Raw genomic sequence first — 25,275 nt, 5'->3', positions numbered from 1 at the left:
TGTAGTTTTCCAGTATAATGCGGAAAGTGGAACTTGGTTACAGCAGCTGAGGTTTGTTCGAGCTGCTGTAACCATCTGCTTAGCAGTTATTCCTTTTTCTCTGTATCGGCGACGATTTTGAAAGACATGGCGTTTATTTTTCGACTTGCTTCATCTCCTGGGCACTTAGCCCTGGGATTGTCAAATATTATCATATCGCCTACTTCAGCATTTGCCAGGATATCTTGAGCAGCCTGGACTAGTTCATGACCAAAATTTGACACCTGAACGGGCGATTTTGTCCTGTCATTGCTGATATAAATGAAGTTGAATCCCAATAGTTTACATCCGGTTTCAAAATCAACCGGAATAAATAGGTCAATACTTTTCAGGGACTTGATTTTGGATATGCTTACCTCTCCATTGCTTTGATAAGATCCTTGTAGTACTGCAGTGGGATCAGGAATCGGCTTGACCCGAAATTCTACCTCCTGCCGATAATTCGGTGCCTCCACCAGAATTGTAGCCTTGCCTGGCCTGACCGCTCTGGCAATATACTTCCCTTTTCCAGTTGCCATCAGCCGAATATCCCGACTACTCACTTGCACCTGATCGGCTGGAATACCCGAAAGGGCTACGCTAAGCGGGTTATCTACACCCATGTACAACACATTCATTCGTTCGGCGGCTACACTAAGCACTGCATCATTGCTGCTTTGGGGCAGGCTGTCAATAGTGCTGGTCGTTATGCTTGGAGGAGGATTATCTACAACTGTTGTTGGGGAAATTATTTCTGGATTTTTTACCAAAGGTTTGGATGTCGTCTTTGTCGCTGCGGTTTTGGGCTTTTCTGGCAATACAAAAGTGGATTTAACTTTGGGGGCAGGTATTTTCTTTTCCGCTTGGGCAGCAGGAGCAAAGAGCCCCAAGGCAAGGAGCAGGAGGGGCATCAACAAAACCGCACTACTCCAGCTTTGGGAAAAAAGTTGAGGCTTGGTGGCAGCAGGGCCGGCCAATATCTGGCGTACCCGCGTGGCAAAATGAGAAGCATGATTTTGAGCTTGCATAACCAAGGGTATATTTTGATGGTGATGTAATCGTTGCAAGTACAGGAGCGCCTCCGCATACGCGAGTTTGTTGCAGCCAGAAAGCAGGACAGCTTCGTCACAAGCCTCCTCGCGCAACTCCTGGATGCGGCGGCTGAGCACCCAAATCAAGGGGTGATAAAAAAAGAGGATTTGCAAAAGCGCCAGCAACAGATTGACCAAAAAATCGGCCCGGCGAATGTGAATCAACTCGTGGCGGATCAAAGCTTCCAACAATGCCGGAGGCGTTTGGCACAGCAAGGCAACAGGTAGGATGACCACCGGGAAAAAATGCCCAAAAGTGAGGGGCGAACTCAGGCTGGAACTACTGTAAAACCGGATTTTTCGGCGCAAGCCCAGGCTGGATTTTACTTGTTGAATCAATTGTAAAACCTGTAGATCAACTATGCTGCTACTCTTCCTCCGCAGCACACTCAACGCCAGGTAATTCCAGGCAAAACGGAGGCTGAAAAAGGCCGTCCCCAGCACCCAAATGCCTACGAGCCAGTACAAATGGCTTTCGATCCACCATTTGCAACGTTGAAGAAAGGGAACTGGGGTTTGGCTCTGATCAATCGAATGAGTATAAATGGGATTGGTTCCATTTGAGCTAAAATCACTTAAAAAGCTCGGGGCAAGTTGCTGCACCTGGGTGAAAAACCGCCATTCCAGGAAAAGGGTGTAGGCACTGGCTAGCACTATACCGCCGAGCATAAACAATAGTACCTGGTGCCGCAATTGTGCGGAGTAGGTACGCAAGAGTCGCTCCAGGCCGAGCGTGCAAAGGCCGAGCAACCCGATTTGCCAAAGGGAATGTAAGAGAGTCCAGCCCAAACTAAGGATGAGCGCATCATTCATTGGATTGCTGGTCTTTGAGGTTTTGGAGGAGTTTTTCCAATTCCGCCAGTTCTGTCTGGCTGACTTTACCGGAGCCCAGGGCCTGGATGGCCAGTTGGGTGCCCGAACCTTCAAACAGTTGTTGAGCCAGTTTATCCACCAGGTTTTGCCGGGCTTGTTGTTGTGGAAGGGTGCAGCGGTAGAAGTGGCCACCTTCCTGATCGATTCGACTGAGGAGGCCTTTTTTCAACATGCGTTGTATTTGGGTCAGGGTGGTAGTGTACCCGACCCCTTTGTTTGCACTCAACAACTCATGCACCTGCCGCACCGTAGCTGGTTCAATTTTCCAGAGGATTTGCAGGATCTCCAGTTCGCCTTCAGAAGGCTGGTTATTGGTTTCATTAGACATGGTCTACGACATTTGTCGTAAATATAAATGCCTTTTTAGTGAGATGCAAATTTTTCTACGACATTTGTCGTAATGTTTTTCATCCAAGCCTTTTGTAAGTGATGTGAAGGTTAATAAATAGCAAATTGATTGCGACTAGCAGCACTTTCCCCAAAAAATCCCCTAATTTTCCCGCGAAAACACCTGAAACCCTTTTTTTTGTTCAAAAATCTGTCAAAATGAGAAGCTACCTTGCTCTTTTTGCTCTACTCTTCCTTGCCAATTTTGTAGTTGCGCAAACACCCTCTGATCGACCCAAATTGGTGGTTGGTATCGTGGTGGACCAAATGCGTTACGATTACCTCTACCGCTATTGGGACAAATACTCCAGTGGAGGCTTCAAACGCCTGATTAATCAGGGGTTTAACTGCCGCAACAACCATTACCCCTATGCCTTTACCGAAACTGGCCCAGGACATGCTACCATTTACACTGGAACCACCCCTTCTGTGCACGGTATTGTAGGGAACATGTGGTACGATAAATTCCAGGAACGGATGGTGTATTGTGCTGAAGACAAATCGGTAACGGCGGTAGGTGCTCCGAGCAACGCCGCTTTGCAAATGTCACCCCGCAACTTAATGGTAACTACCCTGGGCGATGAGCTCAAACTGGCCACCAATCATCAGGCGAAAGTAGTTGGTGTGGCGCTCAAGGATCGCTCTTCCATTTTTCCTGCTGGGTATTTCTCCAATGGCACGTATTGGCTGGACCTCAAAACCGGGAATTTTGTGACCAGCGATTTTTACACCAAGGCCTTACCCAAGTGGGTGGAAGATTTTAATGAGCAAAAAATGGCTAAGGAATTGGCTAAAAAAACCTGGACTACGCTCTTGCCGATTGAGCAGTACACCGAAAGTGACGCAGATGACAGCCCCTACGAAGGCAAATATACCAATGAGGATAAACCAGTCTTCCCTCACAAGCCTGAGGAAATCCGCAACTTGCCCTACTCACCTGGGGGCATTACGCTCACGACCGAAATGGCCAAGGCGGCCTTATTGAACGAACAATTGGGCAAGGATGCCATTACCGATCTTTTGGCGGTGAGTTTTTCTTCTACCGACTATGTGGGCCACCTTTTTGGGACCAGCTCCATAGAAGCAGAGGATATTTATTTGCGCCTCGATTTAGAGCTAGCTGGCTTTTTGAACTTTCTGGATCAAGAGGTGGGGAAAGACCAATACCTGGTATTTTTGAGTGCTGATCACGGTGCCCCCTACAATCGTGGCTACATGAGCACCCGGCGCTACCACCGTTGGGCGGTGATGGGGCCGGCTATTCAAGACTCGCTGAACCAGCACCTTGCTAAATTGTTTGGCGCCAAAAAACTCGTGTCCATCTACAATGAACAGGAGTTGTTTTATGACCACAAACTCATGCAGGAGTATAAATTGTATAAGCCAGATGTAGAACGCGCTACGGTTGAGTTTCTGCTGGCCCGGCCAGAGATTGCCTGCGCTTTTGTACCACTCAATGCCAGCATCAGTACGTGTAGCGGTTTTAGAAGGGATTTATTACAAAACAACTATTATTCCAAACGTTCGGGTGATGTGATGTTCAGCCTGGAGCCAGGATTTCTCAACGTCGACTATCCCAAGGGTGTCACCCACGGTGTAGCCTACGAATACGACACCCACGTTCCCTTGCTTTTCTACGGATGGAAAATTGAACCCGGCTCAACGAATCAACCCACTTTTGTCAATGATATTGCGCCCACTGTGTCCGATTGGCTGAGCATCAATGCGCCGAATGGCGCTTCAGGGAAGCCGGTGATGGGGATTGTCCTTAAAAAGTGATGAATGATAAGTGATAAATGATGAATGGCTACCGCAGCGGCATTGTTCAAGTCGCTGCGGTAGCCATTCATCATTTATCACCATTCATCATTATCATACCGCTGGATCCGCAGGCGTATTCGCCTGATTGTTGTCCCGTTCCACGTTAGGGTAGGGGAAGAAATTGCGGTTGCGTTCAAAGTTGGCATCGTTTGGGCCAGGGCGACTGAAACGACGGCAATCTTCCAGCTTTAAGCCCGACAAAAACAACTCGATACAACGCTGTTTGTAAATTTCCTCCAAAACTGCTCCCTGCGTTTCAGCTCCGCTGTAGGCCGCCAGTTTTGCAGTAACGCTGAGCGGATCGGTAGTTTTGGTACGGATTTTATTCAACTCGGCGATGGCCTCCATGATTTTGTTTTGGCGAGCCAAAACTTCTGCTTTGATCAAAGTCATTTCGCTGGGCAGGTACACTGGAATCACGTCCAGGTCGCTTTTGAAAAAGCCAGTGGCTTTGCTCAAAGTTGTTCCACCCAGGTAAAAGGCAATCCGTGCATCTGCTGCTTCAGGAGCCAAAGTGCCAGTAAGGCCAAAGTTGGCTACCCCCGCCACCACGTTATTGCTCACAAACCCGGAACGATACACTGGATTCTGATTCACCGCATCGTATTTGAACACCGAAAGCACCGTTGGGCTAACCGCATTGGCTGCAGCTAAGGCATCATCCAGTTTGCCGTTCATCAAGCTGAAACGGGCAATCATTGCCTGGATGGCATTGGGCAAACTGATGTCGGTACCCACTTTGGTATTAAACGTAGCTGAAGGAGCATTTGCTTTGATGGTCGCATCGGCTTGTTTGAGGATGGCAATGGCTTCATCCAGGGCAGCGGCGCGGGGTTTGAACCCAGGGCGTTTGCCGTCAATGTATTCGTTGGAAGAAACGACTTCGGTGGGTACCTGCTCCCAAAACTGGGCTAAGGTACCAATGGCTAGCGCCTTGAAAAACAGGCCATAGGCTTCCACTCCTGCTTTGGTGCCAGGATCACCAATGACCGAGGAATTATCGATCAATTGTTGCGCGTAGGCTTTGACCAGGTTGGCACTCGTCCAAAGGTTGGCCATGGTCGAATTCGCTCCGTTAAGCGATCCTTTGCCTGCCTCCAGAGAAGCCAGGGTGTTGTTACCCGTATTTAAAACAGTCAGTTCCTTGGTAGCAAGGCCATTACAAACCACCACGTTGAACAGGGCGCTGGTTGCACCAACCGACCATTCCCGGCGGATACCCACCGCTAGTCCCATCAAACCATCGGCGGAACTCAATACCTCGGTTTTGGTGGCGGCGTTGGGGTTGACGTATTCCTTGGTGCAGCTGCTCGTTTGGAGGAGCGCCGCCAAGCCTAAAAAGCTACAGATGATGTATTTTAGTTTCATTGTTTACCTTTTTAAGTGTTAGAAACGACCATTCAGACGAATCATCAGTGTGCGAGGAATGGGTACTGCTCCAAAATCATCGCCACGAACCCGGTCACTCTGACCAGCAGAGTTGGCCTCTGGGTCAAAACCCTGATAGTTGTCAAATGAATACAAGTTCCGGCCAATGATGCTGATGTTGAAATTGTCGAACAAACCTTTCACTTTGCCCAGCTCGTAACTCAGGGCTACTTCGCGGATTTTGACAAAAGATCCATCTTCAACGTGTTCTTCCTGAATCCGGCCACCGTTGATCCCGCCAGCTACCGAAGCTACGGTTCCCCGCGGTACCTCACCTTTGATTTCTTGTTCGGCCAAAGGACCCCAGCCCACGTTGTTAGAGGTAATGCGGTTCCAGTTGTACACATCGCCGCCAATTACAGCGTCGAACAGGACATAGAAACTCAGTTTTTTGTAAGAGATATTGGTGTTTAAGGAACCGGTCCAATCTGGCGTTGGGTCACCAATCACTTTACGCAATTCGGTGCTACCCACCCCAGTAGTTTTGGGCTGGCCATCCGCGCCACGATCAGGAGTGCCTTGCAGGGCAGTGGTTTGTACGCCACGCTCAGGCTGGAACAAGCCCTGGGTGGTTTTTAACAAGTTGCCATTGTTGTCGCGAGCATAATAAGTGCCATAAAAAGCGCCAAAGGATTCGCCATTGAGTACTGCCTGTGGGCCACCCGTACGCAGGTAGAAGAAGCCACCATCGATGCCATAAACGCGGTTGCGGTTTTGGTTGTAGAGCAGCCCCAGGTCCCATTTGAAGTTTTTGGTACGCACCAATGCAGCGTTCAGCATTAACTCAAAACCCTTGTTGTCCATATAGGTATTGTCGCCCACGTTGGTTACAATGCTGGTACCACCTACAGAAGGAGGAACGGGCTTGGTCAACAACAAGTCGGTGATCTTCTGGCTGTACACGTTCACACTCAGGCTGAGGCGGTTTTTCAAAAAGGCAAAATCGCCACCAAATTCAAATTCGGTCATTTTTTCAGGACGCACCGAAGGGTTGGCGAAGGTGGTAGAAGGAGTAATCGAAGCCAAACCACCAATCGAAGACAAGAGGTAGTTGTCAAAACGATCATATGCCCCAATCCCGGTCAGGTTACCCGCCTGGCCGTAAGCTGCACGCAGTTTTGCTGAGGAAATCAGGTTTTTGTTTTTGATGTAATCGGACAATACCCAGCTACCCGAAAGTTTGGGGTAGAAGTTGTTCTGGTTGTCTTCGGCAAAAACGGAAGACTTATCAATCCGACCAGCCAAGGTGATGAACACCTGTTCTTTCCAGCCAAAAGTCTGCTGAATGAACGCTCCAGAAATGAAACGTTCAGAAATGCTTTGTACTGGACGGTTGAACAGGTTGTTGGCAGCGGAAATGGTTTTGCCAAAAGGTGCCAAATCCCGCCCGTCCTGGGCCGCATACTGGCGGCGGTTGTACTGGATTTGGTAACCCGCCATGGTGGTTGAAGTCAGGGACTTGCCCAGGTTACGGTTGTAGGTGATGTTCAAGTCATTGTTGAAAAGCATCAGGTTGTCGGTGGCCAAACTCACGTAACCGTCAGGGAAGAAGTCGGCACTAACCCCACCATAAGGCAGGCGTGGGTGGTATTCGTTCCCTTGCAGAGAGTAGATATCTCCACCTCCGATCAGGTCGATGTTCAAACCTTTGACGGGGAAGAGGCTCAGCTTGACATTGCCCATGGTGCGGTAAGTCTGCTGGGAGATGTCAAAAGTTTCGATGATGCTGAGTGGGTTGATGCGCACTTGTTCTACCTGGCGCAGGTTGCCGTTGGCATCACGTTCGTTGAGGTCCCATACGTTGTCGATGATAAAGACCCCGGAGATGGGGTTAAAAAAGTTGTTGCCATTGGGCATGTCCTGTGAGCGGGAGAGGTTAGCTCCCAGGCCGAAGGACAATTTTGCCCAGGAGGCCAGTGTTTGGTCAAGGTTGAGGCGGAGGTTGTAACGTTTGAAGTTGGTGTTTTTCAGGATGCCTTCATTGTCGTAGTAACCGAGAGAAGCGTAGAATTGGGTTTTGTCGCTGCCCCCACTAAAGGAAAGATTGTTTTCCGTTCCCATAGCGTTTTGGAAAATGTCATCCCAGTAGTTGTATCGTTTTACTGCATATTTATCGGTGATCAGGGTACGTGGAGTATAACCGGCTTTGACAAATTTCACACCTTGGGTATTCAATTGTGCATCGCTCAAGCCTACTACCAACAGTGTGGTGAGGCGGTCTTGCGCAGTTTCCAGGCGATCGTTTCCTTTTTTACCAAAACGTTCACCGATGGTGGTCATCGGGATTTCCTTGCGCAGTTGGCTGCTGATCAGGCTAGTAGAAAACTCAACCCTGAGCTTTTCCGATTTGCCACGTTTGGTGAAAATTTGAATTACGCCATTTGCAGCACGTGCACCATATAATGCTGCAGCAGAAGCACCATTCAACACTTCAATACGTTCGATGTCCGCACTGTTGAGGTCGACGAGGCGGTTTTGACCCGCTTGAAAACCCGTAGTTTGAGCGTCCGCATTCCGGTTGATCACGTTTTGGGAAGAGTTGTCCACAATGATCCCATCGATGATGTAGAGCGGATCGCTGGAACCATTGATCGAAGATGCACCCCGTAAACGAATGCTGATCCCCCCTGCAGGGTCACCCGAGTTTTGGGTGATTTGAGCACCCATTACCTTACCCTGGAGTGCGCCTAGCGAGTTGGTGGTTGCCGAGTTTTTGATCTTGTCCGAATTGAGTACGGAAATGTTGTTGCCCAAAGACTTTCGGGTAGTGGTAGAGGTGTTCCCTGTAACGACCACTTCATCCAGATTGAGCATGTCGGGCGACATGTCAAAATTCAACTGAAACGTAGCATTGCTGGCCGAAACCTGCACCGTTTGGCTACTGTTGGCGTAACCAATGTAACTGGTCACGAGGGTATATTCCCCTTCAGCTACTTCCCCGCTGAGGGTATAATTGCCATCCAGATCGGTGATACTGGCAACGGGTGTGCCTTTCAGTTGAATGTTCACACCAATGAGCGGTTCCCCAGTCTCATCTTTGACCATTCCATTGACCTTGAGCATTACCTTGCCTTGTGCATAGCCGACCCAGGGAAGCAGCAAGAGCAAAGCCATGCCGCTTATGTACCTGAACACGTACTTTTTGTTCATACGCTTAAGTTTTTTTGTAGTTGAGTAATCGTGGTCCAGCCATTTCTTGCGAGCAGTTTTGCAAGTTTAGATGCTGGTATTTGCAATAATTGCAGCTAAATTAGTTTTAATTCCAGTATTTACTACAATTTGCAATCTATTTTTCGACAATTTGCAAAATTTATACAAAGCACCTTTTAGAATTTTGCAAAAATTGTCCTGTTGCTTTTGGCGTAAAGCAAGGCTGTGAAGTTTAAGGACTTATTTGTAGAAAAATTTAGTAGTTAAACGGTTAATGCAGTATAGTTCCAAACAGTACGGCCATTGCCCGTTACCTCGGGCAAATAAATGCCATCCACTTTGTCTGGGCGGACGTATTTGACCAAAAATTCAACTTTACTATCCCGCTCAATTCTCCAAATGGCACCCTCTACGGGGTCCAAAGCACCGTAGTGACTTTCGCTTAGCAATTGCATGGCGTCATGGATGGATAAAGCTTGTGGGCCAACATATACGGTTGGGACTATGGCAATTTCACTGGAGGCCAGCCGACTTTGAAACTCAGCAAAAACCACCCGTTCGTGCCGATCGTACAACAAGTCGAAAGCGACAAAGGGCTCCCGGTTTTGCAAATTGTAACGGGTACCGTGGGCCTGCAACAACCACTCGCCACAGAGGCGCTCTCCTTCCAATAACACAGCATCGAATAGTTTGTGGCGTTGTTGTACCCAATTGGCAAAATGGTGGTGCTGCTCATAAGGTGAAGAGGAGGCGTGATGCCCGGAGCGAACCAGCGGAATGATTTCGCCATGCAATTTGGCAATGCCTACATTGGAACCATCGAGTTTTTCCTGAACAATCACCAGATCTTTGGCATCGCGGGTTTGTTCAATGGCAATCCGGGCCTGGCCCTCAGGACAGTGATGATCCCCACTGCCTAGTCTTGAACCAGGTAGGTGTGGGATAGAGCCATAAGATTTATGACCGAGCGGCTTTGCCATTAGTAGTACGGTTTACCTTCCATTTTTTCGACATACTGTACTTCGCCCAGGCGGACTTTCACCGGAAATTTAATGGCCTTTTCCATTTTTACCTCCATTTTGCAAAAAAAAGGGAGTTGTTCTACGGAATACCATTGCGGAATACCGGCGGGTGAAGTAAAGTTTTGGCGTTTTTGTTTGTCTGTAACAGAGAAGAGGGCTGTTCGGTTCCAGAAAGATAGGGTAGGCGTAAGAACGGTTTTTTGCTGAAGAGCAGGAACGGATTTACCAGCAATGCGCCAGTCGTTTTGGCCATTGAGCAGACAAACGTTCACAAAAAATAGCAATAAAAAGGTGAGCAATTTGATCATCATGCAAAGATAACACCAAGAAGAACTTCGATGTTTAGCTTAAAGACAAATGTAGTTTTTTTAGTGGAACAATGCAATTGAATTGTTTACCATCCGCTTTGGAATTCACTGGTTTATTTGTTTAAATTGTGTAAAAAATCAGCATCGTCTATGTCTACCAATCGTCGCAAGTTTTTGAAAAAAGCCGCAGCGGCCACTACGCTGCTCACCGGAGTGTCCCAACAAACTTTTGCCAAAGGACAAACATCCACCCAAATTCTGGAACCCTATGCCAAACCCGTTTCCTCCCTCGATAACATCCGCATCGGGCTGATCGGTTGTGGCATCATTGGCCATTTTGATACCGATACGGCTTTAAAAGTACCTGGTACCGAATTGGCCGCAGTATGTGACCTCTACGATGACCGTCTGGTGCGGGCCAAAGAAAAATGGGGCAATCAAATCTATACTACCCGCGATTACCGCGAAATCCTGCAACGCAAAGACATCGATGCGGTGCTCATCTGTACCCCCGACCACTGGCACGATCGCATCTCCATCGATGCACTCAATGCAGGCAAGCACGTGTATTGCGAAAAACCGATGGTGCACCACATCGAAGAAGGCGCAGCGGTAATTGCGGCGGCGAAAAAAAGTGGCAAAACCTTTCAGGTAGGTAGCCAACGTGCCAGCTCCGCAGGGATTCACAAAGCCCGGGAATGGTACGAAAAGGGTCTGATTGGGGAAATCAACTACGTCGAAGCGGCCATGGACCGTTGTGACGCCCTTGGTGCCTGGAATTACACCATGCCTTTTGACATCGATGCCAAAGCCATCGATTGGGATCGTTTCCTGGGCGATGCACCCAAACGGTCATTTGACGCGGTGCGTTTTTTCCGCTGGCGCAATTTTAAAGAATACGGCACGGGAGTAGCTGGTGACTTGTTTGTGCACCTGATTACCGCCCTGCATACCATCACCGGTTCGGTTGGGCCCAATCGCATCTTCGCCACGGGTGATCTCAATTATTGGAAAGATGGCCGCGATGCCATGGACTTGGTAACTGCCCTGATGGATTATCCCAAAACCGACAAACACGCCTCTTTCACCTTTATGACCCGGGTCAACCTGGCTGATGGCGGTGGCGGCGGTGGAGTAACGCGCCTGGTGGGCTCCGATGGCGTGATTGAATTGGGCTGGAACGACGCCACGCTGAAAACCCTCAAGCGACCCACTGCGCCAATGTACAGCCCTTACTACGATTCGTTGTTCACCTATTCAGAAGCAGAACAAAAGAAATTTTTGAAGCAATACGATGAGAAATACCCGAAAGACAAATTCACCCACGATGTAGAATTCCAGGAAAAAGTGACCTACATGCCTGCCGATGGCTACGATGATCGTTACGATCACATGGTGGTCTTCTTCAATGCAGTGCGTGGGCAAGGGAAAATTCTGGAAGATGCGGTGTTTGGTTTCCGCGCGGCGGGGCCTTCGCTGGCGGCGAATATGAGTGCAGAACAAAAACGAGTGATCAACTGGGATCCGGTAAACATCCGGCTTAAATAGGTTGAGAACAGCCTAGTTTTTAGATGTATCATCCCTAAGGTGTTCTTAGGTGTCTAAGGTGGTTCAATACAATTTGCTCTTCGCGCTTGCGCGCAAGAGTTTTTATTGAACCACCTAAGGCACCTTAGACCACCTTAGGGTGATAGCACTTGAAGGTTTTAGGGTTTTATAACCACTTCATTCCCCTTCTTGTCCAATTCCACCACTTCATAGCCCAGTTTTTCCAAACCTGGCTTGATCAGGGCTTTGTCGCCTACCACCAGAATATAAGCACTTTCTGGCTTCAATAACTTTTTGGCCAGGGTGTTCAATTCAGTTTTGGTGATGGACTTGATGATGTCACTTTGTTTTTTGGTGAAATCGGCAGGCAGGTTGTATTTGGCAATTTGGCCCAAAAATCCTGCTTTTTGAAATCCTGTTTCATACCGCAGAGCGTCCCGTTGGCCAATGGAGCTTTTCATGAAGGCCAGTTCAGCGTCGGTCATGCCCGTATTGCGGAACTTATTGATTTCCTTCATAAATTCCACCACGGAGCTGTCGGTTGCTGTCGCTTTTACCCCTGCGCTGGCTACAAAAGTTCCCCAGCCGAGATCGCCAGAAAAACCGGAGCGAGCCCCGTAGGTATAACCTTTGTCTTCGCGCAAATTCAGGTTGATGCGGCTGTTGAAAGAACCGCCCAGGTTGTAGTTCATCAGACCCGCTTTGAAAAATTCACCCGTAGCATCAAAAGCCATAGCAGGATAGCCGATACGGATTTCGGATTGAGCTGCCTTGGGTTGGTCCACGAGGTAGATTTTCGCTTTTTCGGTTTTTACTACTGGTTTAAATACTGGTAAGGGTACGGCTTGGGTCGACATTTTATTCAAAAACGACAGCTTAGGCAGGATGTCCGCCTGTTTCACGTCTCCTACAATCACCACATTGCTCAAGGGCGCTGAAAGGTTGTTTTTGTAGAATTGTTGAACATCCGCCAGGGTGATTTTGGCTACGGTTTCTTCGGTGCCATCGATGGCATAACCCCGGATGTCCTTTTTGCCATAAATCATGGTGTTGAACAAGTCCGACGCGACCGAGGCCGCCTGGGTGGAACTGTTGATGATGCCCCGAATGGTATTTTGTTTGATGCGGTTGAAGTCTTCTTCCTTTAATTTGGAGCGGAATAAACGTTCTTCAAAGAGCATCAAACTTTTGTCCAGGTTTTTGACCAAGGTATTCATGGAAAAAGTCAGTGCCGTTTCGCTGACACCCACATTGATGCTGGCGCCTAGGTTGCGCAATTCGTCTTCAAAGGCTTCGGCGGTATAATTTTCGGTGCCTTCCCGTAGCATTTGGCTGCACAGGTTAGCCAGACCAGCCTTTTCAATCGGGTCGAGCATTTGTCCTCCTTTGATGCTCAAAGACAATGTAACGGTGGGCACTTCCGTGTTCTGCGTACCAATGATCTGAATGCCATTGGTCATTTTGGAACGCCAAAGGGTGGGCACGGTGATGCTTGGATTGGTTGTCGAAACGGGCTTTTTACTGCGGTCAAAATTGTCCTTGGCTTTTACATAGGTCAAACCCGCGTATTGATCGGGTGGCGCTACGTATTTGCTTTCGTCAATTTTGTAGTTGTCGGCAGCAGCGGGTTTAACCTCGCCAGCTTTGGGCAGGATGCTCAAAATAACCGCTGGTTTGTTTTTGATGTACTGGTTGAATACCCGCAGAACGTCGGCTTTGCTGAGGGCACGTACGTTGGCCAATTCGGCAGGAAATTGGTTGGGATTACCCGTAAAAGTTTGGTAAGCAGCCAATTGAGAGACCTTGCCAGACACACTGGCCAAAGCGTTGATGCGGCCCGCTTCGTATTGGGCTTTGAAACGTTCAACTTCTTCATCAGTCACCCCTTTGGTTTCAAAATCGACGATGGTTTTGCGGATCAACGCTTCTACGTCCGTCAAGGTTTGACCCGGAGTAGGCTGAACACTGATGCTGAACTCTCCACTCAGTTCTACTCCCTGATTAAAGGCACTGGCCTGTTGCGCTTTTTGGGTTTTGATGAAGTTTTGGTAAAAAACGGTGTTTTTGCCCTGGGCCATCAACGCAGCCAAACAATCCAGTGCGGCCTTGTCGGGGTGGTAATTGGGTACGCTTGGCAGTGTCATTTGCAGACGTGGGAAACGGATGTAATTGTCCACGTAAGAAATGTAGCGATCACCTTCCAGTACGGGGATCATTTTGGGCATATTTTGCACCTCTGGTCCACGGGGAATGCTGCCAAAGTACTTCTCTGCCAATTTGAGCACCTGAGCAGGGGTAACGTCGCCGCCTACGGTCAAGGTGGCATTATTGGGCCCGTACCAACGCAGGAAAAAACGTTTGAGGTCGTTGACATCCACCCGGTTGAGGTCTTCGAGGTAGCCAATGGTCAGCCAGGAATAGGGATGGCCATAAGGGTAGAGGTTTTTGCTGGTCACCTCACCCGCCAGTCCATAGGGGCGGTTGTCGTAGTTTTGGCCACGCTCATTTTTTACGGTAGCGCGTTGGATTTCGAACTTTTTCTGAGTCACGGCGTCCAGCAAAAAGCCCATGCGGTCGGCTTCGAGCCAGATGCCGATCTCGAGTTGGTTGCTGGGTAAGGTTTCGTAGTAGTTGGTCCGGTCGCGGTTGGTAGAGCCATTGAGGGTGCCGCCTGCTTCGGTGACGAGCTTGAAATGTTCTTCGTCGGCTACGTTGTCGGAGCCCTGAAACATCATGTGTTCGAAAAAGTGGGCGAAACCAGACTTGCCAATTTCTTCGCGGGCCGAACCAACGTGGTAGGTGACATCGACGTGTACTACTGGATCGGAATGGTCTTCGTGAACAATTACGGTAAGGCCGTTGGCCAGGACGTATTTTTCATAAGGGATAAGTAGCTCGCTGCCTTTGCGTTCTACTTTTTCTACGAGTTTGCTTTGAGCAAAAGTATGGATGCTCAAGCTCAGCAGCAAACAGCAATACAAGCTGCTTAAGATGGCTTTTTTCATTGGTTAAGTGTGCGTTTAGATCCTCCTGAGAGGCAGTTTTTTGGTAAAAATGTATGGTGGGGAAAGGTAAGTCTTTTTGAAGAGGAGGGAATGATCGGGGAGAGGGAAAAAGAGGATTTGTCAAAAAAAGGAAGTATAGAGGGCACTGTGAATTTTCAATTTTTACCAAAGCGACATAGTATCACAAAGGACACCAAGGGGGCACAAAGGGCACAAAGACCGTCAACGTCTAACTTTGTGTCCTTTGTGTCCTTGTTTTTGACCTTTGTGATAAAAAAAATGCCGCCTTAGCTACGCATTGTACACATTCGCGAACTTACTCTCAAAAGGCCCCTCTGGGAAAATCTGCAACAAGTGATGCTTCAAATGCTCCACATAATCAGCCATAATAAAGCCCAAAGTAAATGGAACTGCACCCTGGATCAATATGGCATGCTGGAGTGTAGCAGGGTCTACATGCCGGATTACATGCGCCAGATGGCGATTGTAGGCTAGCCATAAGTCAATCAGGGTCGACCAGTTGGCTTCCTGGTAATGCTGAACATTGACCCACAAATCCTGTGCATAAGCAGGGAATTCCAATTTAGGAGTGGCCATCGTACGCACAAATTTTTGCTGGTTGTTGCAGGCCGAATCGATCAGGTGCCCGATGATTTCTTTGGGCGACCATTTGTCTGGTCGGGGCTTTTGCTGGGCCAGGGCCGGGCTCAATTGCCGCAGGAGTGGTTCAGCGGCGGAGAGCACGGAGAGCAGGTGGTCGGATACTTCTGTCATGAGTGTTAGCGGTTAGAGGAGGTTGAGGGAAGTTGAGTAAGGTTGAGGCTGTCGCAGCCTCTTAGACAAGAACTTTGTCAAAAACGCTGCGGTAGCCTCAACCTTACTCAACCTCTCTCAACTTCCCTCAACTAAATCATTGTTTTTTATCCCTTACACACCTAAACCCCGTATGTTCCAAACCCGTATCCGGGCTGGTTTTCATCCGCGCAGCTACCCGATAGCCAGAGCAATAGGTGTCGTTGCAGAGGAAGGATCCGCCGCGGACTACTTTTTTAGGTGTGCTGGGTTCATCAGGATCATAACTATCAGCTGGGCCTTGCGGGTTCCGCAGCAATTGTGTTTTTTGTGCGTAATAATCCGGGCGGTACCAATCGGCACACCACTCCCAGACGTTTCCTGCCATGTCGTACAATCCCAAGGCATTGGCCGGGAAAGATTTGACGGGAGCTACCCGTAAAAAACCATCCTCGTTGATTTGTTTGACCGGGAATTCGCCCTGGAAAAAATTGGCCATTTTTACGCTGACCGGCGCTGCCCCCCAGGGGTAAATGCTGCTGCTTTCCCCGGCACGGGCCGCGTACTCCCATTCTGCTTCGCTGGGCAGTCGTTTGCCTGCCCATTTGCAATAAGCCACTGCGTCGTACCAACAAACGTGTACCACCGGGAAATTTTCCTTGCCTTTAAGATTCGATGCTGGCCCCTGTGGGTGCTGCCAACTGGCCCCTTTGACCATCTGCCACCAATCACCGGGCCCCAGGGTTTGTAAGTTGCCGCTGCTGGGGGACTTAAAGACCAAGGAAAAAGGCTGCAATTCTTCCGGGCTGGGCAATTCAGTGCCTGGGGGGACCTGTTTTTTCAGTTCTTCCAAATCAATAGCTCGCTCAGCAACCGTGATGTAACCCGTAGCTTCTACAAATTTTTGAAACTGGGCATTGGTAACCTCCGTGGCGTCCATCCAAAAATCCTGGACTGCTACCGGGTGTTTGGGAAATTCATCGGCGCGTGCTTGTTCATTGTCGCCACCCATGTCGAATTCTCCGCCTTTGACTTCAACCATGCCATCCAGGCTTTTGGCCATAGCGGGATCAGGTTTGATGTTGTCGATGGCCTTCAGAAAATCAGCAATGAGAAAATCTGAATGGGTGCCATAGGGTGAAGCACCGGAGTAGCAGTGCTCTTCGGCGGTGATCGGGGGGACTTCGTTGGTTTTTGGGGAGGATGCTGGTTGGCAGCTCCAAACAAGAAAAATCAAGAAAAGATAGTGGTGAATACGCATGTTTATCAGTTATGACTAAAATCAAAAATAAGGAAAAACCAACTAATCATTTTTTCCTAAACCCAACAATTGCCTAAGTTTAGCAAAATCGGGATGTTTAAAGTTGTGCATTTCCAAAATGCGTAGATCTTCCGCAAAATACTCACTTAAAAATGCGTATTTTCTTGAATCGCCACTTCCACTATTTTCCCAACGAACATGCTGCCACTGTGAATAAATTTTCTCCGCTTTTGGCCACTCTCCATTTAAAAGATATGCCAAAGCAAGATGGGAGACTCCCCATGCTATTGTAGGGTCTGTTTTTTGTCCTTGTTGGGCTGCAACTATTGCTCCCTGATAATCATGCTTGTACAATCGAAGCCAAGCTAAATCAAAAAAAGAAATTGCAATGTTTTGGCGCGTAGAGGCATCAAGTTCACCTTTTCGGGTAACTAAAGTCAGATTGTTGATGAGTTCCGCGTAGTTATCTTCCCCTTTAGCCACGTATGATGAATCCATAATCATAACGTCTTGAACTGGTAGTGGTGGGCCAGGAAAGTAGCGACCACTAAAATAGTTGTCAATGTTTGCTATACCTTGCCTGATTTCGGCTGCTAAAGCGGAGTTTTTTCGTGTTGGAGATGCCTGAATTGCTCTTTCTGCAAAGAAATTGGCATGCAATAGGTTAAACTTCCCATTCATAGTATGGAGATTATTGGATCGGGCTTTATCCTTGAACCACTTGGCGCATTCTCTTAGGATAGAATTATCTTGAGTACAAAAACAGTCGCTTTCCTCCATAAATCCGTTTGCCAGGATACTTTTAAAGGGCAATGCCTGGATTTCTTTTGAGAAGTCAAGATCAGGCGTTACAAAATCAGTCCAGTAAAAAGTACCGGATTCATCTAACCAAAATAATTTTTTACCATTGGGGGAAAAGACAATATTCCCCATCGTGTCATACTCTTCTTGTCCAGGCCAAGTAGTGAAAGGATAAGGGCTTTGGACGCTATGATAAAGATCCCAAGCGAATACTTCGCCTGTAGTGCCTGCCACCAGAAATCTACCATCAGGAGAAAAAGCCAAACCACTAAATATCGCTGTTGAGGAAAAGGTTTTTAAACTATCCTGGAGCATCCCTTTGTTGTCAAATAGATAAACCGAACCAGCTTTGAGCTGAAGGGCAATTTTGGCACCATCATTTGAAAGTGTAGCATTTAGAATTGGTACAGAAAGGTGCACACGATTGATTTCAATGCCGGCTTCGTTAAATACCTGGGCAATGTGATCTTTGCCCCAGGCCAAAAAATGTTCCGATTTAACGACCAGCCTAATTGGATCGGAAGGTTTTGAACTTAGCGTTATGCTCTTCTGAAATGTCCAGGTGCCAGCTGAATTTAGGTGATAAAAATCGACTTGCCCAGGGTGATCTTGTGTAGTGGTAATATAGGTTTTTTCTGATAAAAATGATGCCCAGTCTACCTTTCCTTGAGTGGGTAAAACGATACCCGGTTCTTCCAGTTGCTCAATGGTGTACATTTTTACAGTGTTAGTGCGGTCAACTACCAACAGCTTACCCCAAGAAGAAAAGGATAAGTGCTGAATTTGTGGAGCGGAGCGTAAATCTTTAGGAACCGAACTGGTATCATCACGAAAAGCGTTTTTGAAATCAATTGCCCTGACCTTATCCTTCACCGCATAAAATACAATCGGGTAAGGGCCAGGCTGAAATTGGGCATGAAATTGATTGTGATCTTTGAGTTTAATGGAATTGTACAACCCAATGTAACTAGACTTGGAAGCTAACCAACGACTTCGCAATTCAAATGCAGGGACGTTTCGGTTTTTGGTTATAGCGCAAACATATTTGGCCAAAGCCAACTGTTTTTCGCCATACCCTTGTACATATAAGCTACTTAGTAATCGAGCGGTGAGTTTATTGGCAAATAATTCGACCTCCTCTTTCGCTTTCAGATCGGCGGGAGGTTTGAGATAATGCTCTAAAGGGAGCAAAGGGCCATTGTTTTGTAGCCAATATTTAGCCTTAAGTTCCAATATTTCTCTAGCAAAACGTTGACATACAACCCGATTAGCCCCGGTGGAATATTCTGCTTGCATGATCGTGAGCAAAGCTTCGTCATACCGTTGTGCCTTCAACGCTTGTTGGGCCAGATCAAAGCGGTAAGTGTAATCATTCAACTGAGCTTGAAGGGTTTCACAGCATAGCCCCAGGAAAAGGCACAATAAAAGCAGGATTCGTTTCACTTGCATTCCGTTCGGGTATTGTTTTTTATAAAAATAGATTTGAATTGAAGCGGGCCAAAAATAGTGGGGTTTCTGTTGTAAACCAAAAAGTGAGGGAAAATCACACCTAGAAACCATTATGTTCCATTTCCCCCTCATCCTTGCAACATCCCCCCTGCGCAAAAACAGTACCGACTGCTATCTTTGCCCAGATTAACACCAAATATGACGCAAAAAATTACTTCCCGATTTTTTTGAGCCTTTTGAATAGGAAGCTTACTTGAAATGAAGCGTTCGACTTCCTATTCAAAAGCCAAATCGGAAAGTTAATTTTTCTGGGTTACTAAGCTTAAAGATCGCAAAAAGCTCCACTGCTTATGAAAGGAATATTTACATTAGCTTTCATGATTCTGACCTCCATGTTTCTTGGTGCTCAAGTACCTACCATCAACAGCATCAACCCGCTGAGCAACAGTGTGGGCAAGTTTCAAAAATTTGAAGCGCAGGTCGACCTTAGCGCAACGTTTTCCAATCCCTACGATTACGATCAAATTGCACTGAGTGGTATTTTTGTAGCACCCAGCGGCAAAAAAGATACCGTAGATGGTTTTTACATGCAGGATTTCAGCCTCAATACCAGCACAGGAAGCCTTAGTGCGGCAAACAATGCCGGCTTTCGCATTCGTTTTGCACCTACCGAAACGGGTACCTGGAGTTTTAGCCTAAAAGTCAAAACAGCGGCTGGCGAAAGTCCGGCCGTCAATGGCAGTTTTGAATGTACTGACTCCAGCAATCCTGGATTTGTGCGCAAAAACAGCACCAACTACCTTTCTTTCGACAGTGGAGCGCCTTACATCCCAGTTGGCCAGAACCTATGTTGGCAGCGCAGCAATGCCTACCTGGATTATAAAAAATGGCTGGGTTCGATGGGCACTGCCCAGTCCAACTTTATGCGGCTCTGGCTAGCGCATTGGGGGCTGGGCATCGAGTGGCGCAATGGCAATGGTTATGAAGGTCTGAAACGTTACCGCCAAAACAACGCCTGGTACATCGACTGGATGCTGGAAGAATGCGCCCGTCAGGGGATTTACATGATGTTTTGCATCAATCACCATGGCCAGGTTTCCTCCAACGTGAATCCCAACTGGAGTGAAAACCCCTACAATGCTGCCAATGGTGGCCCTTGTGCCCAAACCTGGAATTTTTTTGACCTTCCTGCCGCAAAGAACTTGCACAAAAACCGCCTGCGTTATATCGTGGCACGTTGGGGCTTTAGCACCAATGTGATGGCCTGGGAGCTGTTCAACGAAGTGAGTTTTACCGATCAGTTTACCACACCTTCGGTGCGCGATGCGGTGCGCACCTGGCACGATGAAATGGGCCAATACCTCAAAAAATTGGATGCCCGCAAACACCTCGTCACAACCAGTTACGGCGGCGAAGAAGACCCTGAATTGTGGCGTTTGAGCTCGATGGATTTTACCCAAAATCACCTCTATGCTGAAGTAGACAATATTGAAAAAGCAGTGTCCGGCAAAGGCCTGGATAACTTGAGTGCTTTTGGGAAACCAACTTACGGTGGTGAATTTGGCATCAGCGTAGGCGGCGAAGGCTTGTCAAACATCGACCCCAATGGCATCCACATCCACAATACCATGTGGGCTTCGGCTTTTTCTGGTGCCTTGGGGGCGGCAGCTACCTGGTGGTGGGATAGTTATGTGGAGCCCCGCAATTTGTATCCTTTGTTTACACCTCTGAGCAAGGTGCTGGCTAAAGTTCCTTTGTTGCAAGGCAATTTTAAACCCGCCAGTGCCCGCAGTACGGGGGGCGGCGGTGGCGAACTCTCCATTGCCCCGGTATCGGACTGGGGACAGGCTACGGACAATAAGATTGTGGTGGATGAAACGGGGGCGATTACCCCTGCCAATGCCCGCCTGGGCCGTTTCCTGTACGGTTCGTCATTCAACACCCAATTGCGCAATCCACCCACTTTTGAAGTGTTTTTGCCTTCAGGAGGAAAATTCAAAGTGTTGACGGGCAGTGGCAAGGGTCAGAACCCCTCGGTTGCCATTTACCTCGACGACAAATTGATCAAAGACAATCCCAATGCCGCGGTCAATACCACTTTTAGCATCGATGTGCCAGCTGGCCCACATCGCATCAAAGTGGACAATCTGGGTACGGATTGGATCAATATTGGTGCTTATCAAATTGAAGGTGTTGCTACTTCCCCCCACAACGTATATGCCGTGCAGTCGGCCAATCGGGATATGGCTGCGGGTTGGGTACACAATGCCAAGTACAACTGGCGTTATGTGCGCGATCAGGGCGTTCCCTCTACTATCATCAATGGAGGGCTGACCCTGAATGAGATTGTGGATGGCACCTACAAGGTCAGTTTTTATGATTGCACTACCGGAGCTTTGACAACTACCCTTAAAGGGCTCAAAACCCAGGGCGGTAAACTTAATTTTGGGGTTCCCGATTTTTTATGGAACTTGGCTTTCATCGTTGAAAAAGACGACAGCACTGTTCCCACCCTGGAAGTTTCCCTCGATGTTTCCATCAACATTTACCCCAACCCGGTAGCCATTGGCGCGGTTTTGCAGGTGGATACGCGCAATTTGCCCAATGGTGAATACCGGATTGATGTGTTCAACGTAAGTGGCCAATTGATGAGCCAAAAAATCATCAATGCGATGGGGCAAATTGAGGCAATTCCTACTGAGGGTTTGATGCCAGGTGCATACTTGTTGCGCTTGAGTCAAGGGGAGAGGGCTACGGTGGTGCGGTTTGTAGCGCAGTAGTAGGCTTGCTACCCATTGTGTATTTTTTGAATCTACATCGTCGATCATGCAACGTATAGGTGTTTTGCTGCTTTTTCTGTTGATTTCGGCAAGGATTGCATTAGCGCAAGAGCCTACCTTTAGTCGTTTGCCGGAGGACATGGTCGTGTCCAACGTGGCAGCCACTGCCATGTACCAGGACAAACAAGGTTTTTTGTGGATCGGCACCTGGAATGGTTTGTACCGCTACGATGGATACAATTTGAAAAAATTCAAACTCACCATCACTTCACCAGATGAAATCAAGGGTGAAAAAATCATTGCATTGTATGAAGACCGGGAAGGCTACCTGTGGGTGGGGACTGAAAATACCGGTTTGTATCGCTTGGATCGAACCACTGAGCAATTCAAAGTATACCAACACGACCCTAATCAAAAAAAATCGCTACTCGACAATAAGGTAGGCAGCATCTTTCAGGATGACCAAGGGAAAATCTGGGTGGGTACAGCGCGTGGCCTGTGTGTATTGAATCAAGACCATACTTTTACCCAGCAGGAAGACTCACCAATCGCCAATACCGAAATTTCAAAAACCATTCGTGGGCGGGATGGCTCTTATTGGTTTGCTACAACCTACGGCGTGTACCGGGGTATTTTGAGTACCAAGGGGCGGTTTTCCATCACTCGAATGGAAGTCGTTCCCACCAATGCTGAGGCCAGTCAAGTACCCGCGCATAACCACGTTTACGACATCGTAGAAGATCCCCGCAAAGACAACCTTTTTTGGATTGCCACTCGGAATGGGCTCAAACGTTTGGATTTTGCCAATGATCAAATTCAGCACATTCAGGCTTCACCCAATGGATTATCCAATAATTTAACCACCAGCATTGTTTTTCCCTCCCAGTATGGAGATGGTGGTTTTTTTATTGGCTCTGATTATGGTTTGAATTACTACATCCCGGAGAAAGGGATTTTTAAACGCTATTTTCATATCCCCAGACAGAGTGGCACCCTCCATGCCAGTACGGTGCTGACTTTATGCGAAGATCGGGTTGGCCAGATTTGGGTAGGTACGAATAAAGGGGTGGGGAAAATGAATTTTCAACGCAATCCCTTTGCTTCTATTCACTTCCCCGAAGATGTGAGCATCAACAGCATGGCCTACGCCAACAATCGGGTTTGGGCTGGAAGTTTTGGGCAAGGCATTTTTGAAATCATTCGCAATCAGGAACAAGTTACCACGCGGCTGATTTCCCTGGGCGGCCAGGCTGATTTTATCCATGCCTTGTACGCAGATAAACAAGGCTACATCTGGGCGGGTACTCGTGGCGAGGGCCTCATCGTATTTAAGGCGGACAACCCCGCTCAACGCAAACAATATACAGTAGCCAATGGCCTGAGTCACAACTACCTGATGAGTGTATGGGGTGATGCCCGGGGAGTGATTTGGATAGGTTCCTGGGCGGGTGGACTCATCCGGCATGATCCGGCAAAAGAAAGTTTCCACGTATACCGCAAGATCAAAGGTGGTGTGAATCTGGACCAATTCCCGATTGTCCTGACTTTTGAATACAAAAATGAAGCGGGTGAAAACGTGCTTTGTGTAGGCACGCGCGGAGGAGGTTTACTTGAATTGTTGTTGGACAAAGAAGGTTTTCCCCAAAAACTCCTGCGCAAATCCACGAATAACCCTACTCAAACCAACACCATCTCCAGCAATTTTATCAATTGTTATTGGAAAGATTTATTTGGCCGCACCTGGATTGGCACCGAGGATGGCCTTAATTTGTGGAATCAAAAAAAAGGGACCTTTAAGCAATACTTCAAAGCCGATGGCCTCCCTGACGACATCATTCAATCACTGGCCGAGGATGAAAATGGTCACCTTTGGGTTTCTTCCACCCGGGGGGTGAGTCGCTTTTCACCTGAAATAGGCAAAAAAGATTACGCACGGGTTTTCGATACCCAGGACGGACTGCCCTCCAATTTTTTCAACTCCAACGTGAGCGTCTACACCCAGGATCGCTACGTGTTTTTTGGCAGCAATAGTGGCGTTTTGTATTTTCAACCGCACCAAATTCGGGAAAACCCCATCGCACCTACCGTAGAACTGGTCGATTTTCGCCTCTTCAACCACTCCATCGGGGTAGGGGATAAGGTACACAACCGGGTGATTCTCCAGCAAAGTATTGGATCTACTCCCGAGTTGGTCTTGCGGTACAATGAGAATTTGTTTTCCATTGAATTCGCAGCCATCCACTTTTTGGAACCCAATAAAAATCAATACAAGTTCCGCTTGTTGGGCTTTAATGATGAATGGATTCCATCAACGGCCAAGGAACGAGTTGCCCATTTCAGCAATTTATCTCCCGGGCGGTACACCTTTGAAGTCCAGGCTGCCAACAACGATGGACTTTGGGCCAAAGAACCCGCGGTTCTCAAAATTCGCATTCTGCCTCCTTTTTGGTTGACCTGGTGGGCTTACCTCATTTATGCCGGATTGATTGCAGCTGCCATTCTGATGTACCGCCAGAGCATTCTGCTGCGGGAAAAACTGCGGAATCAGGTCAAAATGGAGACCTTCAAACGGGAAAAAACGGAGGAGCTTGGGCAAATGAAAATCCATTTTTTTACCAACATCTCGCACGAACTCCGCACCCCTTTGACCCTACTGTTTTCTCCCCTGGAAGACCTGCTCAAGCGTGAACAGACCGACCCTTCCACCCATGAGATGTACACCCTGATGCACCGGAATGCGGAACGATTGAAGGGAATGATCGATCAATTGTTAGAGTTTCGCAAAATTGAGGAAGGCCTGATGCATCTGGAGGTGGTGGAAATGGACCTGGTTCGTTTTTTCAAAAACATCGCCATTGCCTTCCGCGATTTGGCGCGGCACCGCAACATCCAGTTCAATTTTGTCGCCAATGTGGACGAACTGAGGGCCTGGGTGGATCGCGATCTCCTGGAAAAGGTGCTCTTCAACTTACTTTCCAACGCATTCAAATACAGCGATGATGGAGGAACCATTCAAATGAAGCTGGAGAGTGATGGCAAACAAGTGATTTTCTCCCTCGAAGACGATGGGATCGGGATATCTGCTGAAGAACTACCCCATATTTTTGAACAGTTTTACCGGGCCCGTTCGAGCCAGCACGGCAGTCGCAGGCAAGGAACCGGAATCGGCCTGGCCCTGGCCAAAAGTATTGTGGAGTTGCACAAAGGAACCATCGAGGCTTTCAGTATGATCCATCGTGGCTCGGTGTTTGTGGTGAAACTACCACTGGGCAAAGATCACTTCCCGGCCGAGGTCATTCGACTCAATTACCGCGATCCCGAGGATTCTGGTCATTATCCTTACGATGAAAATGGCGTACTGCTTGAAACCCCACAGGAAGAAATCATCCAATCCGACAACCCATTGGTCTTGGTGGTAGAAGATAACGCCGATATCCGCACCTACATCCGCCGCAGTCTGCACCCCGACTACGAAGTGATTGAAGCTGAAAATGGCCAGGAAGGTTTGGAAAAAACCCGCAAATACATCCCTGACATCATC

At 48.1% G+C, this 25,275-nt stretch carries 14 protein-coding genes; 4 read left to right on the top strand and 10 right to left on the bottom strand.

Annotation, left to right across the window (positions count from 1 at the left end; translation table 11 throughout):
• Window positions 1-86 precede the first annotated feature (86 nt).
• Together ACO08K_RS00070 and ACO08K_RS00065 are read right to left on the bottom strand one after the other, a co-directional pair.
• Window positions 87-1,922, bottom strand: coding sequence for a M56 family metallopeptidase (locus tag ACO08K_RS00070; protein ID WP_421794336.1), 1,836 nt, complete (start codon window positions 1,920-1,922; stop codon window positions 87-89).
• Window positions 1,915-2,310, bottom strand: coding sequence for a BlaI/MecI/CopY family transcriptional regulator (locus tag ACO08K_RS00065; protein ID WP_421794335.1), 396 nt, complete (start codon window positions 2,308-2,310; stop codon window positions 1,915-1,917). The genes ACO08K_RS00070 and ACO08K_RS00065 overlap by 8 nt, the downstream gene beginning before the upstream one ends.
• A gap of 218 nt (window positions 2,311-2,528) precedes the next feature.
• Between ACO08K_RS00065 and pafA the strand changes: the two genes are divergently transcribed.
• A complete protein-coding gene (gene pafA, locus ACO08K_RS00060) occupies window positions 2,529-4,148 on the top strand; it encodes an alkaline phosphatase PafA (RefSeq protein WP_421794334.1) in 1,620 nt (539 codons plus the stop codon).
• A 93-nt stretch (window positions 4,149-4,241) separates the two neighbouring features.
• Here pafA and ACO08K_RS00055 read toward each other — a convergent pair whose 3' ends face one another.
• The 4 genes from ACO08K_RS00055 to ACO08K_RS00040 form a co-directional block, all read right to left on the bottom strand.
• Window positions 4,242-5,558: a RagB/SusD family nutrient uptake outer membrane protein gene (locus ACO08K_RS00055; RefSeq protein WP_421794333.1), complete on the bottom strand. Its 1,317-nt coding sequence runs from the start codon at window positions 5,556-5,558 to the stop codon at window positions 4,242-4,244.
• A gap of 18 nt (window positions 5,559-5,576) precedes the next feature.
• Window positions 5,577-8,768: a SusC/RagA family TonB-linked outer membrane protein gene (locus tag ACO08K_RS00050; protein WP_421794332.1), complete on the bottom strand. Its 3,192-nt coding sequence runs from the start codon at window positions 8,766-8,768 to the stop codon at window positions 5,577-5,579.
• A gap of 263 nt (window positions 8,769-9,031) precedes the next feature.
• The gene (locus tag ACO08K_RS00045; protein ID WP_421794331.1) at window positions 9,032-9,748 is read right to left on the bottom strand and encodes an RNA ligase family protein; all 717 of its coding nucleotides are present in this window, start codon (window positions 9,746-9,748) and stop codon (window positions 9,032-9,034) included.
• The gene (locus tag ACO08K_RS00040; protein WP_421794330.1) at window positions 9,748-10,098 is read right to left on the bottom strand and encodes a hypothetical protein; all 351 of its coding nucleotides are present in this window, start codon (window positions 10,096-10,098) and stop codon (window positions 9,748-9,750) included. The genes ACO08K_RS00045 and ACO08K_RS00040 overlap by 1 nt, the downstream gene beginning before the upstream one ends.
• Window positions 10,099-10,248: 150 nt before the next feature.
• Here ACO08K_RS00040 and ACO08K_RS00035 point away from each other — a divergent pair, with 150 nt between their 5' ends.
• The gene (locus ACO08K_RS00035) at window positions 10,249-11,646 is read left to right on the top strand and encodes a Gfo/Idh/MocA family protein (protein ID WP_421794329.1); all 1,398 of its coding nucleotides are present in this window, start codon (window positions 10,249-10,251) and stop codon (window positions 11,644-11,646) included.
• 158 nt (window positions 11,647-11,804) lie between these two features.
• On the opposite strand, the gene ACO08K_RS00030 is transcribed toward ACO08K_RS00035, so the two are convergent.
• From ACO08K_RS00030 to ACO08K_RS00015, 4 genes are all read right to left on the bottom strand, one after another.
• On the bottom strand, window positions 11,805-14,651 hold the full coding sequence (locus tag ACO08K_RS00030; protein ID WP_421794328.1) for a M16 family metallopeptidase: 2,847 nt from the start codon (window positions 14,649-14,651) through the stop codon (window positions 11,805-11,807).
• 291 nt (window positions 14,652-14,942) lie between these two features.
• Window positions 14,943-15,425 (bottom strand): DinB family protein, encoded by a 483-nt coding sequence (locus tag ACO08K_RS00025; protein ID WP_421794327.1) that lies wholly within the window; start codon window positions 15,423-15,425, stop codon window positions 14,943-14,945.
• Between the two features lie 136 nt (window positions 15,426-15,561).
• Window positions 15,562-16,704, bottom strand: a complete 1,143-nt coding sequence (locus ACO08K_RS00020) for a formylglycine-generating enzyme family protein (protein ID WP_421794326.1) — start codon at window positions 16,702-16,704, stop codon at window positions 15,562-15,564.
• Between the two features lie 42 nt (window positions 16,705-16,746).
• Window positions 16,747-18,948 (bottom strand): hypothetical protein, encoded by a 2,202-nt coding sequence (locus ACO08K_RS00015; RefSeq protein ID WP_421794325.1) that lies wholly within the window; start codon window positions 18,946-18,948, stop codon window positions 16,747-16,749.
• 356 nt (window positions 18,949-19,304) lie between these two features.
• On the opposite strand from ACO08K_RS00015, the gene ACO08K_RS00010 reads away from it, so the two are divergent.
• Together ACO08K_RS00010 and ACO08K_RS00005 are read left to right on the top strand one after the other, a co-directional pair.
• The gene (locus tag ACO08K_RS00010; RefSeq protein WP_421794324.1) at window positions 19,305-21,734 is read left to right on the top strand and encodes a DUF5060 domain-containing protein; all 2,430 of its coding nucleotides are present in this window, start codon (window positions 19,305-19,307) and stop codon (window positions 21,732-21,734) included.
• Window positions 21,735-21,780: 46 nt separating this feature from the next.
• Window positions 21,781-25,275, top strand: a 3,495-nt coding sequence (locus ACO08K_RS00005; RefSeq protein WP_421794323.1) for a two-component regulator propeller domain-containing protein, incomplete at its 3' end; no start/stop codon positions are given.

This window comes from Haliscomenobacter sp., from assembly GCF_965225875.1.
GTDB lineage: Bacteria > Bacteroidota > Bacteroidia > Chitinophagales > Saprospiraceae > Haliscomenobacter.
This window is presented reverse-complemented; position numbering and strand designations above follow the sequence as displayed.

Bases quoted from the DNA above. Each gene is read 5' to 3' on its own strand.
- ACO08K_RS00070 (WP_421794336.1), bottom strand. From the start codon at position 1,922: ATGAATGATGCGCTCATCCTTAGTTTGGGCTGGACTCTCTTACATTCC.
- ACO08K_RS00065 (WP_421794335.1), bottom strand. From the start codon at position 2,310: ATGTCTAATGAAACCAATAACCAGCCTTCTGAAGGCGAACTGGAGATC.
- pafA (WP_421794334.1), top strand. From the start codon at position 2,529: ATGAGAAGCTACCTTGCTCTTTTTGCTCTACTCTTCCTTGCCAATTTT.
- ACO08K_RS00055 (WP_421794333.1), bottom strand. From the start codon at position 5,558: ATGAAACTAAAATACATCATCTGTAGCTTTTTAGGCTTGGCGGCGCTC.
- ACO08K_RS00050 (WP_421794332.1), bottom strand. From the start codon at position 8,768: ATGAACAAAAAGTACGTGTTCAGGTACATAAGCGGCATGGCTTTGCTC.
- ACO08K_RS00045 (WP_421794331.1), bottom strand. From the start codon at position 9,748: ATGGCAAAGCCGCTCGGTCATAAATCTTATGGCTCTATCCCACACCTA.
- ACO08K_RS00040 (WP_421794330.1), bottom strand. From the start codon at position 10,098: ATGATCAAATTGCTCACCTTTTTATTGCTATTTTTTGTGAACGTTTGT.
- ACO08K_RS00035 (WP_421794329.1), top strand. From the start codon at position 10,249: ATGTCTACCAATCGTCGCAAGTTTTTGAAAAAAGCCGCAGCGGCCACT.
- ACO08K_RS00030 (WP_421794328.1), bottom strand. From the start codon at position 14,651: ATGAAAAAAGCCATCTTAAGCAGCTTGTATTGCTGTTTGCTGCTGAGC.
- ACO08K_RS00025 (WP_421794327.1), bottom strand. From the start codon at position 15,425: ATGACAGAAGTATCCGACCACCTGCTCTCCGTGCTCTCCGCCGCTGAA.
- ACO08K_RS00020 (WP_421794326.1), bottom strand. From the start codon at position 16,704: ATGCGTATTCACCACTATCTTTTCTTGATTTTTCTTGTTTGGAGCTGC.
- ACO08K_RS00010 (WP_421794324.1), top strand. From the start codon at position 19,305: ATGAAAGGAATATTTACATTAGCTTTCATGATTCTGACCTCCATGTTT.